General features: G+C 69.4%; 14 protein-coding genes. 5 read left to right on the top strand and 9 right to left on the bottom strand.

Going from position 1 to position 14,124, the window contains the following annotated elements; genetic code table 11:
- Window positions 1-4: 4 nt before the first annotated feature.
- From ACFQ9K_RS23565 to ACFQ9K_RS23580, 4 genes are read right to left on the bottom strand one after another with little or no spacing between them, the layout of a single operon-like run.
- Complete coding sequence (locus tag ACFQ9K_RS23565) at window positions 5-1,132, bottom strand: ABC transporter ATP-binding protein (RefSeq protein ID WP_378720810.1); 1,128 nt, start codon at window positions 1,130-1,132, stop codon at window positions 5-7.
- 9 nt (window positions 1,133-1,141) lie between these two features.
- On the bottom strand, window positions 1,142-2,032 hold the full coding sequence (locus ACFQ9K_RS23570; protein ID WP_378720811.1) for an alpha/beta fold hydrolase: 891 nt from the start codon (window positions 2,030-2,032) through the stop codon (window positions 1,142-1,144).
- The gene (locus ACFQ9K_RS23575; protein ID WP_150406938.1) at window positions 2,029-2,553 is read right to left on the bottom strand and encodes a PaaI family thioesterase; all 525 of its coding nucleotides are present in this window, start codon (window positions 2,551-2,553) and stop codon (window positions 2,029-2,031) included. Before ACFQ9K_RS23575 ends, ACFQ9K_RS23570 begins: the two co-directional genes overlap by 4 nt.
- 29 nt (window positions 2,554-2,582) lie before the next feature.
- On the bottom strand, window positions 2,583-3,740 hold the full coding sequence (locus ACFQ9K_RS23580; protein ID WP_378983587.1) for an acyl-CoA dehydrogenase family protein: 1,158 nt from the start codon (window positions 3,738-3,740) through the stop codon (window positions 2,583-2,585).
- Window positions 3,741-3,887: 147 nt separating this feature from the next.
- Between ACFQ9K_RS23580 and ACFQ9K_RS23585 the strand changes: the two genes are divergently transcribed.
- Window positions 3,888-4,817 (top strand): PDR/VanB family oxidoreductase, encoded by a 930-nt coding sequence (locus tag ACFQ9K_RS23585; RefSeq protein ID WP_378722789.1) that lies wholly within the window; start codon window positions 3,888-3,890, stop codon window positions 4,815-4,817.
- Window positions 4,818-4,830: 13 nt separating this feature from the next.
- On the opposite strand, the gene ACFQ9K_RS23590 is transcribed toward ACFQ9K_RS23585, so the two are convergent.
- Window positions 4,831-5,268: a hypothetical protein gene (locus tag ACFQ9K_RS23590; protein ID WP_378722788.1), complete on the bottom strand. Its 438-nt coding sequence runs from the start codon at window positions 5,266-5,268 to the stop codon at window positions 4,831-4,833.
- A gap of 245 nt (window positions 5,269-5,513) precedes the next feature.
- Between ACFQ9K_RS23590 and ACFQ9K_RS23595 the strand changes: the two genes are divergently transcribed.
- On the top strand, window positions 5,514-7,058 hold the full coding sequence (locus ACFQ9K_RS23595; RefSeq protein ID WP_378722787.1) for a phytoene desaturase family protein: 1,545 nt from the start codon (window positions 5,514-5,516) through the stop codon (window positions 7,056-7,058).
- A gap of 4 nt (window positions 7,059-7,062) precedes the next feature.
- Here ACFQ9K_RS23595 and ACFQ9K_RS23600 read toward each other — a convergent pair whose 3' ends face one another.
- Genes ACFQ9K_RS23600 through ACFQ9K_RS23610 form a run of 3 tightly spaced genes read right to left on the bottom strand, consistent with a single transcriptional unit; the run spans window position 7,063 to window position 8,936 of the window.
- Window positions 7,063-8,046: a zinc-binding dehydrogenase gene (locus ACFQ9K_RS23600; protein WP_378722786.1), complete on the bottom strand. Its 984-nt coding sequence runs from the start codon at window positions 8,044-8,046 to the stop codon at window positions 7,063-7,065.
- Between the two features lie 15 nt (window positions 8,047-8,061).
- Window positions 8,062-8,484, bottom strand: coding sequence for an organic hydroperoxide resistance protein (locus tag ACFQ9K_RS23605; RefSeq protein WP_378722785.1), 423 nt, complete (start codon window positions 8,482-8,484; stop codon window positions 8,062-8,064).
- Entirely contained in the window at window positions 8,481-8,936 is a 456-nt protein-coding gene (locus tag ACFQ9K_RS23610) for a MarR family winged helix-turn-helix transcriptional regulator (RefSeq protein ID WP_378722784.1), read from the bottom strand. The genes ACFQ9K_RS23605 and ACFQ9K_RS23610 overlap by 4 nt, the downstream gene beginning before the upstream one ends.
- A gap of 251 nt (window positions 8,937-9,187) precedes the next feature.
- On the opposite strand from ACFQ9K_RS23610, the gene ACFQ9K_RS23615 reads away from it, so the two are divergent.
- Window positions 9,188-9,985, top strand: a complete 798-nt coding sequence (locus ACFQ9K_RS23615) for an SAM-dependent methyltransferase (RefSeq protein ID WP_378722782.1) — start codon at window positions 9,188-9,190, stop codon at window positions 9,983-9,985.
- Here the strand turns inward: ACFQ9K_RS23615 and ACFQ9K_RS23620 are convergent.
- Window positions 9,982-10,764 (bottom strand): IclR family transcriptional regulator, encoded by a 783-nt coding sequence (locus ACFQ9K_RS23620; protein ID WP_378722781.1) that lies wholly within the window; start codon window positions 10,762-10,764, stop codon window positions 9,982-9,984. The genes ACFQ9K_RS23615 and ACFQ9K_RS23620 overlap by 4 nt on opposite strands.
- 87 nt (window positions 10,765-10,851) lie before the next feature.
- Here ACFQ9K_RS23620 and hutH point away from each other — a divergent pair, with 87 nt between their 5' ends.
- Window positions 10,852-12,399: a histidine ammonia-lyase gene (hutH, locus tag ACFQ9K_RS23625; protein ID WP_378722780.1), complete on the top strand. Its 1,548-nt coding sequence runs from the start codon at window positions 10,852-10,854 to the stop codon at window positions 12,397-12,399.
- Between the two features lie 64 nt (window positions 12,400-12,463).
- Window positions 12,464-14,116: a urocanate hydratase gene (gene hutU / locus ACFQ9K_RS23630; RefSeq protein ID WP_378722779.1), complete on the top strand. Its 1,653-nt coding sequence runs from the start codon at window positions 12,464-12,466 to the stop codon at window positions 14,114-14,116.
- Window positions 14,117-14,124: the final 8 nt, after the last annotated feature.

Raw genomic sequence — 14,124 nt, forward strand, 5'->3', positions numbered from 1 at the left:
CGAGTCAGGCGACGGCGACGGCCTCGTCGGCGCGCAGCGAATCCGGTTGTGGCTCCTGCCAGGTCATGCGCAGGCCGGATTCGGGGTCGAAGAAGTGGATGTGGGCGGGGTCGGCGCGCAGCCCGATGCTGTCGTCGGGCTGGACCCCCGCGGGCCGCGAGGCGCGGGCGCAGAGGGTGTGCGCACCGGTGGTGAAATGGATCAGCTCCTCGCTGCCGAGGTTTTCCACCATGCGCACCTCGCCGCGGATGTCGGCGGCGGTCGCGTCGAGGCGCAGCTGTTCGGGGCGGATGCCGGCGATGACCTCGACGGTGCCGCCGAAATCCCCGGCGGGGATGGCCAATTCGACGTCGATGCCGTCGGCCACCAGGAACAGTCCGCCGTCGCGTTCGGTGACGATGCCGGGGAACAGGTTCATCGGCGGGGCGCCGAGGAAGCCCGCTACGAAGGTGGAGCGCGGCCGGTCGTACAGCTCGGTCGGGGTGCCGACCTGCTCCACCCGGCCCTCGTTGAGCAGCGCGATCCGGTCGGCCATGGTCATCGCCTCGACCTGGTCGTGGGTCACGTACAGAAACGTCGCCCCCAGCCTGCGGTGCAGCGCGATCAGCTCGGCGCGGGTCGCGCTGCGCAGCTTGGCGTCCAGATTGGACAGCGGCTCGTCCATCAGGAACGCGCCGGGATCACGAACCATGGCGCGGGCCAGCGCGACTCGCTGCCGCTGGCCGCCGGACAGGGCGCCGGGCTTGCGCCGCAGCAGCTCGTCGAGCCCGAGGGTCGAGGCGACCTCGGCCACCCGCTCGGCGATCTTCGCGCGCGGAGTGTGCCTGGCGCGCAACGGGAAACCGATGTTCTTGGCCACGGTCAGGTGCGGGTAGAGCGCGTAGCTCTGGAACACCATCGCCAGATCACGTTGTTGCGGCGCGCGGTGGGTGATGTCGTTGTCGTCCAACCGGATCACGCCGCCGGTCGGATCCTCCAGTCCCGCGATCATCCGCAGCAGCGTGGACTTGCCGCAGCCGCTGGGGCCCAGGAGCACCAGGAACTCGCCGTCGGCGATGTCGAGGCTCACCTCGCGCACCGCGTAGGTCGCGCCGAATTGCTTCGACACCTTCTCAATTCGCAGTCTTGCCACCAGTTCTCCTCAGCCGGGCAGTTCGCCGGCGACAATCCAGGTCGCGACCCGGGCCGCGATCGCCGGGGAATCCTTGACCCAGGTGAAGTGATCGCGATGCTCGACCGGCGAGTCCTCGTCGATGTGCCACTGGGTGACCTGCGCCTTCGGCATCCGGGAGACCAGGAAGTCGACATTGGACTTCGGGCCGAGGACGTCGTCGGACAGCGAGATGGCCAGCACCGGCTTGGGCAGGTTGCGCAGCAGCGTGTTGTACTGCCGCGCCGAACCTTTGGGGCGGTAGTAGCTGGTCAGCGAGTGCATCGCCCAGTCCCGCATGACGCCGCCGGGCATCGGCGCGGGGATCAGCACGCCGCCGGGCCAGTGGCCCTTCCAGCGCGAGACCAGGCCGATCCACTGGATCTGGCTCAGCGCCTCGAACCAGCGGCGCGGGCCGAACGCCCACCAGAACACGGTGCCGGTGCCGATGACGGTCACGCCGGCCACGGAGTCCGGTTCGGCGGCGGCGTAGAGCAGCGCGACCTGGCCGCCGAGGCTGTGGCCGAACAGGTGCAGCGGCGCTTCCGGAAAGCGTTGCCGCACAGCGGCGACGATCGCGGGCAGGTCGATCTCCAGCATCTCGCGATAGCCGAAGTCGCGGTGCAGGCCGAGTTCCGGTTGTGCCTCGCCGTGGGCGCGCAGGTCGCAGGTGGCGACCGAAAGGCCTTGGGCGTTGAGCTCTTTGGCGAGCAGCAGGTAGTTCTTCGCCTTCATCGCCATCGCGGGCAGGATCAGCACCACCGGTGCGTCGGCCTTCTTGCCGGGCAGGAAGCGGACGGTGAAGGTGGCGTCGTCGGAGGTCGAGACGGTCGCCGACTCGAGGGCGGTGAATTCCGAGGGCTTCGGGGCCGTGGTCGTCACCGGTCCGACTCCGGGATGGTCACGTCGCAGACGTAGTCGAAGGTGAACTTGGCGACGACCACGTCGCCGTCGTCGACCAGAGAAGCCTTGCCGGACAACTCGAAACGGTTCGACACGGTGGCCGTGAGCACCGCGGCGAGCTCGCGCTCGTCGACGGTGGCGATGGCGCGGATCCGGCCGATGGCCGGCTTGCGGTAGGACGCGGTGCCCGAGCGCAGCACCAGGCGTTCGACGGTGGACAGGCGCGGGGCGGCCGCACCGACGAACGCGGCCGCGCCGCCGATGTCGGCGGCGGTGAACAGCGCGCCGGCGTGCACCGTGCCCATGTGGTTGCCGACGGTGTCGCCGACCGGGATCTCGACGACGGCGCGCTCCGGGCCGATCTCGGTGATCCGGGTGCCGACGTGGCGGCCGAACGGCACCAGATCCTGGGACACGGCGCGCAGGTATTCGTAGTCGACGGCGGCGCCGTCGAGTTCAGGGTAGGCGGCGGCGAAGCCGGCGATCTCTCGCGTGGTCATTGCGGTACTCCCCTCAGCGATAACGGATGTCAGCGATTGCGCAGTGCGCGCCTGGCGATGGACCAGCGCAGCACCTCCGACGGGCCCTCGTAGATGCGGAACGCCCGCGCCTCCACCAGGAATCGGGCCACCAGGTAGTCCTCGCAGACGCCGAGTCCGCCGTGCAGCTGCACGGCGCGGTCGAGCACCCGCCAGACCGCTTCGGAGACGAAGGTTTTCGCGATCGACGCGTCGTGGCGCGCCTGCGAGGAGGTCGGGCCCTGCGCGTCGATGGTCTCGGCGGCGGTGCGGATCACGCCGCGAGCGGCGGCGATATCGATCTCGTTGTCCGCGACCATGCCTTGCGCCAGACCGTGATCGGCGATCGGGACGCCGAACGAGGTCCTGGTGCTGATGTGCTCGATGGCGAGCCGGTGCGCGCGGACCGCGAGGCCGAGCCAGTTCATGCAGAACACCAGCCGGGACGGGGCGAGCCGCACCTGGGCGAGCACCAGGCCCTGGCCGACCTCGCCGAGCACGGCGGAATCGGGGACCACGCAGTCGACGAAGTTCACTTCGCAGTGCCCGCCGGGGGCGCTGGTGTGGTCCAGGGTCGGCATCCGGCGGCCGACCCGCAGGCCCGGGTTGTCCGCGTCGACCAGGAACATCGTCGGTCCGTCGCCGGTGCGGGCCACGCAGATGGTGAACGCGGCGCCCTGCGCGCCGGTGGTGAAGTGCTTGGCGCCGTTGATGATCCAGCCGTCGTCGGTCTCCTCGGCGACGGTCTGCAACATGGCGGGGTCCGAGCCCGCGCCGGGGGCCGGTTCGGTCATGGCGATGGCCGAGCGGACCTCGCCGGCGGCCAGCGGCGCCAGGTAGCGCTCCTGTTGCTCGGGATTGGCCACGTGCGCGAGCAGATGGATGTTGCCGTCGTCGGGCGCCCACGCGTTCACCGCGAGCGGGCCGAGCAGGCTCGCGCCCGCCGCCTCCAGTACCTGGGCCTGGGCCCGGGTGTCCAGGCCGAGGCCGCCGTACTTCGGCTCGGACAGCGGGCCGAACACGCCCGCCTCCTTCGCCCGCTTCTGCAGGTCGAGGCGCAGCGCGTCGTCCATCACCCGCCCGTCGACGATGACCTCGCGTTCCACCGGAACGACCTGGTCACGAATGAACCGGGTGGTTTTGTCCACCAATTGCCCCACAGTCGTCATGGCGCCAGTTTCGGGGCCGCGGGGCCGTCTGAGTCGGGGCGATAGTCAACGTCGATCGCCCGAATCGACTGCCCGTTCGCCTGCTGCGCGGCCAGGCGATCTCGGAGACGGTGATCGCGCGGACCAACCCCGCGAAGGAAGGCTGAAATGACCGAGTTTCCGGTTCGGGTGTCGGCGCGTCGCGACGAGGCCGAAGGCGTGTTCTCGCTGGAGCTGTCCGCCCTCGGCGGTGAGTTGCCGCGGTGGACGCCCGGCGCGCACATCGACGTGGCCGCCGGTGCCGCGGGAGTCCGCCAGTACTCGCTGTGCGGCGACCCCGCGGACGCGGACCGCTGGCGGATCGCGGTGCTGCACGAGCCCGCAGGCCGGGGCGGATCGCGTCATCTGCACGACACCGCACTGCCCGGCACGGAGCTGCGAGTGTCGAAGCCGCGCAACAATTTCGAACTGATCACCCGCGAGAGCTACGTCTTCATCGCCGGCGGCATCGGCATCACCCCGATCCTGCCGATGATCGCCGCCGCAGCGACCGCCGCCGCGCGCTGGTCGCTCTACTACGGCGGCCGCACCCGCGCCCACATGGCCTTCGCCGACGAACTGAGCACCAGATACCCCGCCGTGAATCTCCTGCCACAAGACGAACACGGCCTTTTACCCCTCGCCGAAATCTTCAGCACCCACCCCCACGCCACCGTCTACTGCTGCGGCCCCGAACCCCTGCTCGCCGCCGTAGAAGCCGAAGCTACCCAACGGGGCCGACCGGTCCACCTCGAGCGATTCGTCCCCCGCCCAACGACATTCGCGCCCACCAACGAGTTCGACGTCCAACTGGCAAGCACCGGCCGAACCTTCCACATCGCCGCCCACCAATCCATCGCCGACGTGCTGGACCGGGCCGGCATCCCGCTCGTCACCTCCTGCCGCGAAGGCACCTGCGGCACCTGCGAAACCGCCGTCTTGTCCGGCATGATCGACCACCGCGACTCGGTGCTCACCGCTGCCGAGCAGGCGCGCGGGGACACCATGATGCTCTGTGTGTCGCGGGCCGAGTCAGAGGTTCTGGTGTTGGACCTCTGACTCGGTTCGGGGGTCAGCCTGCGAGGGACCAGTTGCTGCCGCTGGGGCCTTGGATGGCGTAGTCGATGGACTTCTTGGTGCCGTAGACGTCGCCGCCGACGAGCACGCCGAGTTTTTCCGCGACCGCCTGGGCGATCTTGAAGGAATTGCAGGTCGAGATGTAGATGTTGCCGGTGTAGCCGCCGGGCAGGATGGCCTTGATGATGCCGGCGAGCTGGTCCGCGTTCAGATCGATCACCGGGCCTTTGCCGGGGGTGGAGTCCTCGTCGCCGATGGAGGTCTCGTCGCCGTGGGCGGTGATGAAGAGGTTCTCGGTCTTGCCCAGCGTGGCACAGGGCCAGAGTTTCTTGCTGTAGGCGTACGCGCGGCCGAACGTGGCCGGCTTGTAGGCGGAGTCGTCGTATCCGGCCTCGAGAACATCGATGTCTTTGGCGATGAAGACAACAATCATGAGCTTGCCATTTCTTGTGACGAAAGCCTCTATACAACGGAATCGCTTGCATCCGTTAAGCTTTCGATCTATTCGATGCGTAGAGAATACCGCGCCGCGCACGCGGCAACGGCAATTCCGCACAGGGGACCAGTCGGTTCACGACGTGGGCCGCGGGTGGTCATATCGACGGTGAACGCTCGGGTTTTCGCCGTGTTGGGCCGCCGGGTGGACGGGATTCGTGCTATCGAGGACGGATGGAACCGATGCGGCGGTCATATGACGTGGTGATTGTGGGGGGCGGGCACAACGGGCTGGTGGCCGCGGCGTATCTGGCGCGGGCCGGGCGGTCGGTCGTGGTGTTGGAGCGGCAGGGGAGTACGGGCGGGGCGGCGGTGTCCGCACGGGTGTTTGCGGGGGTGGACGCTCGGTTGTCCCGGTATTCGTACTTGGTGAGCTTGTTGCCTCGGCGGATCGTCGAAGAGCTGGGGTTGTCGTTTGTTACCCGGCGGCGGCGGATCTCGTCGTATACGCCGGTGGGGACGGGCGGGTTGCTGGTCGATACGGGGTCGGCCGAGCGGACCAGGGACAGTTTCGTCGGGTTGACCGGATCGGATCGGGATTTCGTTGCGTGGCAGCGGTTTTACGCCATGACCGGGCGGCTGGCCGAGCGGGTGTTCCCGACGTTGACCGAGCCGCTGCCGTCGCGGGCCGAATTGCGCGGGCTGATCGACGACGAGGTCGCGTGGGCGGCATTGTTCGAGCGGCCGCTCGGCGAGATCGTCGAGGCGGAATTCACCGACGACACGGTGCGCGGGGTGGTGCTCACCGACGCGTTGATCGGGACGTTCACGCACGCGCACGACGCGTCGCTACGGCAGAATCGGTGCTTCGTGTATCACGTGATCGGGGGCGGCACGGGAGACTGGGACGTGCCGGTGGGCGGGATGGGCGCGCTCACCGACGCGCTGGCCGCCGCGGCGCAAGCCGCCGGCGCCGAGATCGTCCCCGGTTGCGCGGTGACCGGCATCGAAACCGACGGGCGCGCAGCGGAAGTCAGCTATGCGGGCGGGGTGGTCGGCGCGGGCCACGTGCTGGTGAATGCCGCGCCGCACGAGCTCGCACGGCTGCTCGGTGCACCGGCGGAGCCGAAACCCGAAGGCGCGCAATTGAAGGTCAACATGCTGCTGACCCGGCTGCCTCGGCTGCGCGACAGCTCGGTCGACCCGCGGGAGGCGTTCGCGGGAACCTTCCACATCGGTGAATCGTATGCGCAACTGGATCGCGCCTACGGCGAGGCGGCGATCGGGCGGATCCCCTCGGCGCCGCCGTCGGAGATCTACTGCCACACGCTGACCGATCCGTCGATCCTGTCGCCGGAGCTGGCGGCGCAGGGCGCGCACACGCTCACCCTGTTCGGATTGCACACACCGGCAAAGCTTTTCGCGAAGGATCCGCAAGGGGCGAAGGCCGAGCTGCTGAAAGCGACCATCGCCCAGCTGGATTCGGTGCTCGCGGAGCCGATCGGCGACTGCCTGGCCGTGGACGAGAACGGCGAGCCGTGCCTGGAGGCGAAGACCCCGCTCGATCTCGAGCAGGAGGTCGGCCTGCCCGGCGGCCATATCTTCCACCGCGACTTGGCGTTTCCCTATCGGGACGACGACTCCGATGCGGACCCGGCCACCCGCTGGGGTGTCGCGACCGGCCACCGCAACGTCCTGCTCTGCGGCGCGGGCGCAGTACGAGGCGGCGGGGTCAGCGGCATCCCCGGACACAATGCCGCCATGGCCGTGCTCGAACTGCGCCCGTAGCGCGTCAGACCTTCGGCGCCAGCATGACTTTGGCGCTGCGTCCCGGACTCTCGGTGGCGACGGCCGCGTCGGCCGCCGCATCCAGCGGATAGGTGGCCTCGGCATCGAGCTGCAATACACCCTGCGCCGCCGCGGACACCAGCTCGCCGATCAACCGCCGGCGATCCTCGGCGGAGGTCTCCTCGATCCGCTTGGCGCCCCAGAAGCCCTTGACCACGGTCTGTTTGAAGATCAGATCACTCGGGCTCAAGGTCATCGGCTGCCCGGACAGCGCGCCGAACGAGATCAGCTCGCCCTTGGTCGCCAGCAGCGCCATCGCGTCGCTCGCGGCCGGTCCGCCCACCTGATCGACGGCACGCACGATCGGCGCACCCGACGTCGCGGCGACGGCCGCGTCCCGCCACCCCTCGGCCTCGGTGTCGAACACCGGCTCGAAACCGGCCGCCCGCAACGCCGCCACGGACTTCGGCCCGCGCACCAGATTCAGCACATGGACGCCACGCTGGCGCGCAAGCACATTCACCAGCCGCCCGACCGCGCCGTTGGCCGCGTTGATCGCGATCCACTCGCCGGAAGCCACGTCGAGATCCTCGAGCAGCATCAGCGCGCTGAGCGGCATGGCCAGCAGCTGCGCGGCGGTCTCGTCGGACACCGAATCCGGCACGGGCACCACCTGGGCGGCCTTGACGACGAAGTAGTCGGCCCACACGTTCTGCGCGCCGGACACCGTAACCCGCTGGCCGACAGTAAGTCCGGTCACGCCCGGACCGAGGGCGTCGATCCGGCCGACCCCCTCGGTGCCGGGGATCGCGGGCAGCGGCGGTTTGTAGCCGTATACGCCGCGCACGATGGCCAGGTCGTGATTGTGCACGGGCGCGAGGATCAGCTCGACCCGCACCTCGCCGTCGCCGGGTTCGGGCAGCGGCCGCTCCGCCGTGGTCAGTACGTCCTTCGGTTCGCCGAAACTCTCGATGACTACCGCACGCATGGCTTGCTCCTCCGATCAGTCTTCGGCGACAACGACATCGACGTCGATGTTGCCGCGGGTGGCGTTGGAGTACGGGCACACCTGGTGTGCCTTGTCGGCGAGGGCCTGCGCGTCCTCGCGGGACAGATGGGGCAGCGACACCTCGAGGGTGACCGCGAGCTGGAAGCCGCCGGCGTCGTTCGGGCCGATGCCGACCTTCGCGCCGACCGCGGAGTCGTCGACATTGGCCTTGGCCTGCTTGCCGACCAGGCGGAGCGCGGAATGGAAGCAGGCCGCGTAGCCCGCCGCGAACAGCTGCTCGGGATTGGTGCCCGCCCCGCTGCCGCCCATCTCCGGCGGGGTGGCCAGGTCGACGTCGACCTTGCCGTCGGTGGTGCGGGCGTGGCCGTTGCGGCCGTCGCCGGTGGCCAGGGCCTCAGCGGTGTACAGGACCTTCATGTCTGTTCTCCTTCGATCGGTGGTGCCGTGAGTGCGCTGGTCAGTCGCCGCAGGGTTGCGCGCAGGGCCAGGAATTCGTCCACGGAAAGCCCGCATGCCTCGGCCATCTCGGCCGGGATGCCGCGGGCTTCGGCGCGCAGGGCGCGTCCGCGGTCGGTGAGCTCGATGTCGACGCGGCGTTCGTCGTCCGCGGCACGTTGCCGACGGACGAAGCCCGCCGCCTCCAGCCGCTTGAGCAGGGGAGACAGCGTGCCGGAGTCCAACGCGAGAGCGTGGCACACCTCGCCGACGCTACGCCCGTCGCGTTCCCACAGGGCGAGCATCACCAGGTATTGCGGGTAGGTCAGCCCGAGCCGTTCCAGTTTCGGCCGGTAGACCGCGGTCATCGCCCTGGACGCCGCGTACAGCGGAAAGCAGATCTGCTCATCGAGGGTGAGATGGTCGTCGGTCATGTCCAATAACGTAGTCCTCAATTATATTGTGCACAACCAATCTCCAGGTGTCGCCGGTCACAGTCCTGGACGCCGCCGGATGTAGAGTGTTCAAGCCCACCGGGCTGGCGAGAACCACCTTCCGCGCGTTCGGCGGAACACGCGACTCGTGTCCGATCTGACTCTTCGGTGTTTATGTCTGAATTCGCCGACGAGAGCCCTTGGACGCTTGTACAGTCAGCCGCACGTACCACCTCTCGAGGAGCCGCATCATGGTCCGCGAAAGCGATCGGCTGATCCGCACCGATGTCCCCCATTCCGCCCGTATCTGGAATTACTGGCTCGGTGGTCAGGATTATTACGAAGTCGATCGAATAGCCGGCGAGTCGGGCGAATCGGTGTTTCCCGAAATCGGCACCATGGCCCGCCAATCGCGCCGGTTCCTGATGCGCGTCGTGCGCTACCTGGCCGAGGAGGGCGGGATCCGGCAGTTCCTCGACATCGGCACCGGCCTGCCCACCATGCAGAACACGCACGAGGTCGCACAGGGTGTCGCGCCGGAGTCCAAGATCGTCTACGTGGACAACGATCCGCTCGTGCTCGCGCATGCCCGCGCGTTGCTGATCAATACCACCGACGAAGGCGTCACCGCGTTGGTCGAAGCGGATTTCCACGATACCGACCAGGTGGTGACCGAAGCGCGCAACATTTTGAACTTCAACAAACCGATCGCGGTCATGTTCATGGGCGTTCTCGGTCATGCCCGCACCTGGGACGACGTTATCCGGATAACCGGCGCTTTGCAGGAAGCCATTCCGTCCGGAAGTTATTTCGCGATGTACGAAGGCACCACCGAAGATCCACGGCTGGTGCGCCTGTCGGACTACTACTCGAAAACCGGCGCGGTTCCGTACTACGTGCGCACGGTCGATCAGGTCCGCGAGGTGTTCAAGAATCTCGATCTCGTCGAGCCCGGCATCGTGCCGGTCAACCAGTGGCGTGCCGACAGCTCCGAGCCCGCGAGCGAGGTGCCGTCGGCGGCGTGGGGCGGCGTCGGCCGCAAGCTCTAGCCGGCTCGACCGCCGATGCGCTGCGTGAGGCTGTCGGCGGCGGTGCGGAGCCGGTCGGCCAGTGGCGTCCAGTCGGCCTGGCACGGCGTGGCCTCGCAGTGGTGTCGGAAGGTGACACTGATGGCCGCGATCGGGCGCTGGTTGTGATCGAAGACGGGATAGGCGACCGAGGCGAACCCCGGGGTGATGTGCCCGTCTTCGCTGGCCCAGCCGCGATGGCGTTCGACGGCCAGCACCGTGCGCAGCGACGCGAGTGAGTTCGGCCCGCGCTCGGTACGCCGCACGAACGAGGACGCGGACGGAAACAGCGCGCGGATCTGCGCGGCGGGCAGGTAGGCGAGGATCGCCCGCCCGCAGGCGGTCAGATGCGCGGGCAGCCGCACGCCCACCCCGGTGATCAGCGTTTCCGGCCGGATCGGGCGTTCCTTGATCAGGTAGAGCAGCTCGTTGCCGTGCAGCACGCCGAGGTGCGCGTTGTGCCCGACCTGCTCGACCAGCTCGCGCAGCAGCGGCCCGGCCAGCCGCTCGAGCGGGTCGTGACGCAGGTAGGCCGAGCCGAGCTCGAACGCGGCGATGCCGAGCCCGTAGCGGCGTTCGCTGGGCAGCCGGGTGACGAATCGGGCCGACTCCAGCTCGCCGAGCAGGTGATAGGTGGTAGACCGGGGGAGGCCGAGTTCGCGCGCGATGGTCGACGCGGAGATCGGGCCCGCGCGCCCCGCGAGTAGTTGCAACACCGCCAGGCCACGGCGCAACGCCGGGACGTCGCTGCTCGTTCCCATGCCATCTCCTCGGCAAGTCTTGGATATCAGACACAATCGGACCGTCCCTCATTCTCCACTGCCCGTGCTGACGGTGGAATGGACCCCATGCCCGAAACTGCACAGCTACCGACCGTCGCGCTGGACGGACCGTTGACCGGGGAACAGGTCGTCGCCGTCGCCCGGCTCGGCGCCAAGGTTCACCTGAGCGCGGCCACCGAGGAACGGCTGGCGCTGGCCAGGGCGCACGTCGACGCGCTGGCCGCGGGGACGGTGCCGACCTACGGCGTCTCCACCGGTTTCGGCGCGCTCGCCACCCACAGCATCCCGCAGGAGAGCCGGGTCGCGCTGCAGCGTTCGCTGATCCGCTCGCACGCGGCGGGCGCCGGGCGCCCGGTCGAGCGCGAGGTGGTGCGCGCGCTGATGGTGCTGCGGCTGCGCACCCTGGCGACCGGCCACACCGGGATCCGGCCGGAGACCGCGGCCACGCTCGCCGCCCTGCTCAACGCCGACATCACCCCGATCGTGCACGAGTACGGCTCGCTCGGCTGTTCCGGCGATCTCGCGCCGCTGGCCGCGGTGGCCCTGGCCCTGATGGGCGAGGGCGACGTCATCGACGCCGCGGGCACCGTGACGGACGCGGCAACGGCCTTGCGCACCAACGGGATCAAGCCGGTCGTGCTCGCCGAGAAGGAGGGCCTGGCGCTGACCAACGGCACCGACGGCATGCTCGGCATGCTGATGCTCGCGCTGGCCGACCTGAACATGCTGCTCGACGTCGCCGACGTCACCGCCGCGATGAGCGTCGAGGCGCTGCTCGGCACGGATCGAGTGTTCGCGGCGGATCTGCAGGCGCTGCGGCCACATCCGGGTCAGGCGCGGTCGGCGGCGCGGATCAGTGCCGCGCTGGCCGGTTCGGAGATCGTCGCGAGTCACCGTGGGCCGGACTGCAATCGGGTGCAGGACGCCTACTCGCTGCGCTGCGCCCCGCAGGTGCACGGTGCGGCCAGGGACACCGTCACCCACGCCGAACTGGTCGCCGGCCGCGAATTGGCCTCCGCCGTCGACAATCCCGTGGTGCTCGCCGACGGCAGGCTGGAGTCCAACGGCAACTTCCACGGCGCGCCGATCGCGTACGTGCTCGACTTCCTCGCCATCCCGGTGGCGGACGTGGCGAGCATGGCCGAGCGCCGCACCGACCGGATGCTCGATGTCGCCCGCTCGCACGGGCTTCCGGCGTTCCTGGCCGGCGACCCCGGCGTGGACTCCGGGCACATGATCGCCCAGTACACCCAGGCCGCCGTGGTGAGCGAGCTCAAGCGCCTCGCGGTGCCCGCGTCGGTGGACTCGATCCCGAGCAGCGCGATGCAGGAGGACCACGTCTCGATGGGCTGGTCCGCGGCCCGCAAGCTGCGCACCGCGGTGGACGGCCTGACCACCGTGCTGGCCGTCGAATACCTCACGGCGGCACGGGCACTGGACTTCCGCGCGCCGATGCGTCCGGCGCCGGCCACCGCCGCGGCGCTGGCACTGCTGCGCTCGAAGGTCGACGGCCCCGGCTCGGATCGTCATCTCGCGCCGGAGATCGCGGCCGCCGAGGCGCTGGTCCGCTCCGGCGAACTCACCCGCGCGGTCGCACCACACCTCGGCGAATGAGCGCCACACCGGCCGCGACCCGCGGCTCACTTGATCTCGATTGTGCTGGAAGGGCGGCGATTTCATGACTCGGACCATTCGGGCGGCGCGCGGTACGCAGCTGACCGCGAAGAATTGGCAGACCGAGGCGGCGATGCGGATGCTGCACAACAACCTCGATCCGGAGGTGGCCGAGCGGCCGCAAGACCTGGTGGTCTACGGCGGCACCGGCAAGGCGGCCAGGAACTGGGCCAGCTTCGACGCGATCACCCACTCACTGACCACGCTGGAGCGCGACGAGACCCTGCTGGTGCAGTCGGGCAAGCCGGTCGGGGTGTTCCGCACCCACGAGTGGGCGCCGCGGGTGCTGATCGCCAACTCCAATCTGGTTGGCGACTGGGCGAATTGGCCGGAGTTCCGCAGGCTGGAATCGCTCGGCCTGACCATGTACGGGCAGATGACCGCGGGCTCCTGGATCTACATCGGCACCCAGGGCATCCTGCAGGGCACCTACGAGACGTTCGCCGCGGTGGCGGACAAGCGCTTCGGCGGCACCCTGGCCGGCACGCTCACGCTCACCGCTGGGCTCGGCGGCATGGGCGGCGCGCAACCGCTGGCGGTCACCATGAACGGCGGTGTCGCGCTGGTCATCGAGTGCGATCCGGCGCGGGCGCGGCGACGGGTGCAGGAGCGCTACCTCGACGAGATCGCGACCGACCTGGACGACGCGGTGATCCGGGTCTCGAACGCGCGCAGGCAGCGAAAGGCGTTGTCCGTCGGCCTGATCGGCAACGCGGCCGAGGTGCTGCCGAAGCTGCTCGCGATCGGCCTCGACCCGGAGATCGTCACCGACCAGACCTCCGCGCACGACCCGCTGGCCTACCTGCCGCGCGGCATCGCGGTCGAGGACTGGGCCGACTACGCGGCGAAGAAGCCCGACGAGTTCACCGACCGGTCGCGCGAATCGATGGCCGAGCACGTCGGGGCCATGCTCGGCTTCCTGGACAAGGGCGCCGAGGTTTTCGACTACGGCAACTCGCTGCGCGGGGAGGCCAAGCTCGGCGGGTGCGAGCGCGCCTTCGACTTCCCCGGCTTCGTCCCGGCCTACATCCGCCCGCTGTTCTGCGAGGGCAAGGGCCCGTTCCGCTGGGCGGCGCTGTCCGGCGACCCGAAGGACATCGCGGCCACCGACCGCGCCATCGTCGACCTGTTCCCGGAGAACGAGTCGCTGCGCCGCTGGATCCGGATGGCCGGCGAACGCGTTGCCTTCCAAGGGCTTCCGGCCCGCATCTGCTGGCTCGGCTACGGTGAGCGGCACCTGGCCGGCCTGCGCTTCAACGAGATGGTGGCCAGCGGCGAGCTGTCCGCGCCGGTGGTGATCGGTCGTGATCATCTCGATTCCGGCAGCGTCGCGTCGCCGTACCGGGAGACCGAGTCGATGGCCGACGGTTCCGACGCCATCGCGGACTGGCCGCTGCTCAACGCCCTGCTGAACACCGCGTCCGGCGCGACCTGGGTGTCCATCCATCACGGCGGCGGCGTCGGCATGGGGCGGTCCATCCACGCCGGCCAGGTGTGTGTGGCCGACGGCACCGAGCTGGCCGCGCAGAAGATCGAACGGGTGCTCACCAACGACCCGGGCACCGGCGTGATCCGGCACGTGGACGCGGGCTACGACCGCGCCGCCGAGGTGGCCGCCGAACGCGGCGTGCGCACCCCGATGCACGAGGCGCCGTGAACCAGACC

The sequence above is a fragment of the Nocardia sp. NPDC056564 genome (genome assembly GCF_042793755.1).
Classification (GTDB): Bacteria; Actinomycetota; Actinomycetes; order Mycobacteriales; family Mycobacteriaceae; genus Nocardia.

Coding starts and splice junctions, on each gene's coding strand:
- ACFQ9K_RS23605 (WP_378722785.1), bottom strand. CDS start 8,484: ATGAAGGTCCTGTACACCGCTGAGGCCCTGGCCACCGGCGACGGCCGC.
- ACFQ9K_RS23615 (WP_378722782.1), top strand. CDS start 9,188: ATGGTCCGCGAAAGCGATCGGCTGATCCGCACCGATGTCCCCCATTCC.
- ACFQ9K_RS23585 (WP_378722789.1), top strand. CDS start 3,888: ATGACCGAGTTTCCGGTTCGGGTGTCGGCGCGTCGCGACGAGGCCGAA.
- ACFQ9K_RS23600 (WP_378722786.1), bottom strand. CDS start 8,046: ATGCGTGCGGTAGTCATCGAGAGTTTCGGCGAACCGAAGGACGTACTG.
- hutU (WP_378722779.1), top strand. CDS start 12,464: ATGACTCGGACCATTCGGGCGGCGCGCGGTACGCAGCTGACCGCGAAG.
- hutH (WP_378722780.1), top strand. CDS start 10,852: ATGCCCGAAACTGCACAGCTACCGACCGTCGCGCTGGACGGACCGTTG.
- ACFQ9K_RS23620 (WP_378722781.1), bottom strand. CDS start 10,764: ATGGGAACGAGCAGCGACGTCCCGGCGTTGCGCCGTGGCCTGGCGGTG.
- ACFQ9K_RS23595 (WP_378722787.1), top strand. CDS start 5,514: ATGCGGCGGTCATATGACGTGGTGATTGTGGGGGGCGGGCACAACGGG.
- ACFQ9K_RS23590 (WP_378722788.1), bottom strand. CDS start 5,268: ATGATTGTTGTCTTCATCGCCAAAGACATCGATGTTCTCGAGGCCGGA.
- ACFQ9K_RS23575 (WP_150406938.1), bottom strand. CDS start 2,553: ATGACCACGCGAGAGATCGCCGGCTTCGCCGCCGCCTACCCTGAACTC.
- ACFQ9K_RS23610 (WP_378722784.1), bottom strand. CDS start 8,936: ATGACCGACGACCATCTCACCCTCGATGAGCAGATCTGCTTTCCGCTG.
- ACFQ9K_RS23580 (WP_378983587.1), bottom strand. CDS start 3,740: ATGACGACTGTGGGGCAATTGGTGGACAAAACCACCCGGTTCATTCGT.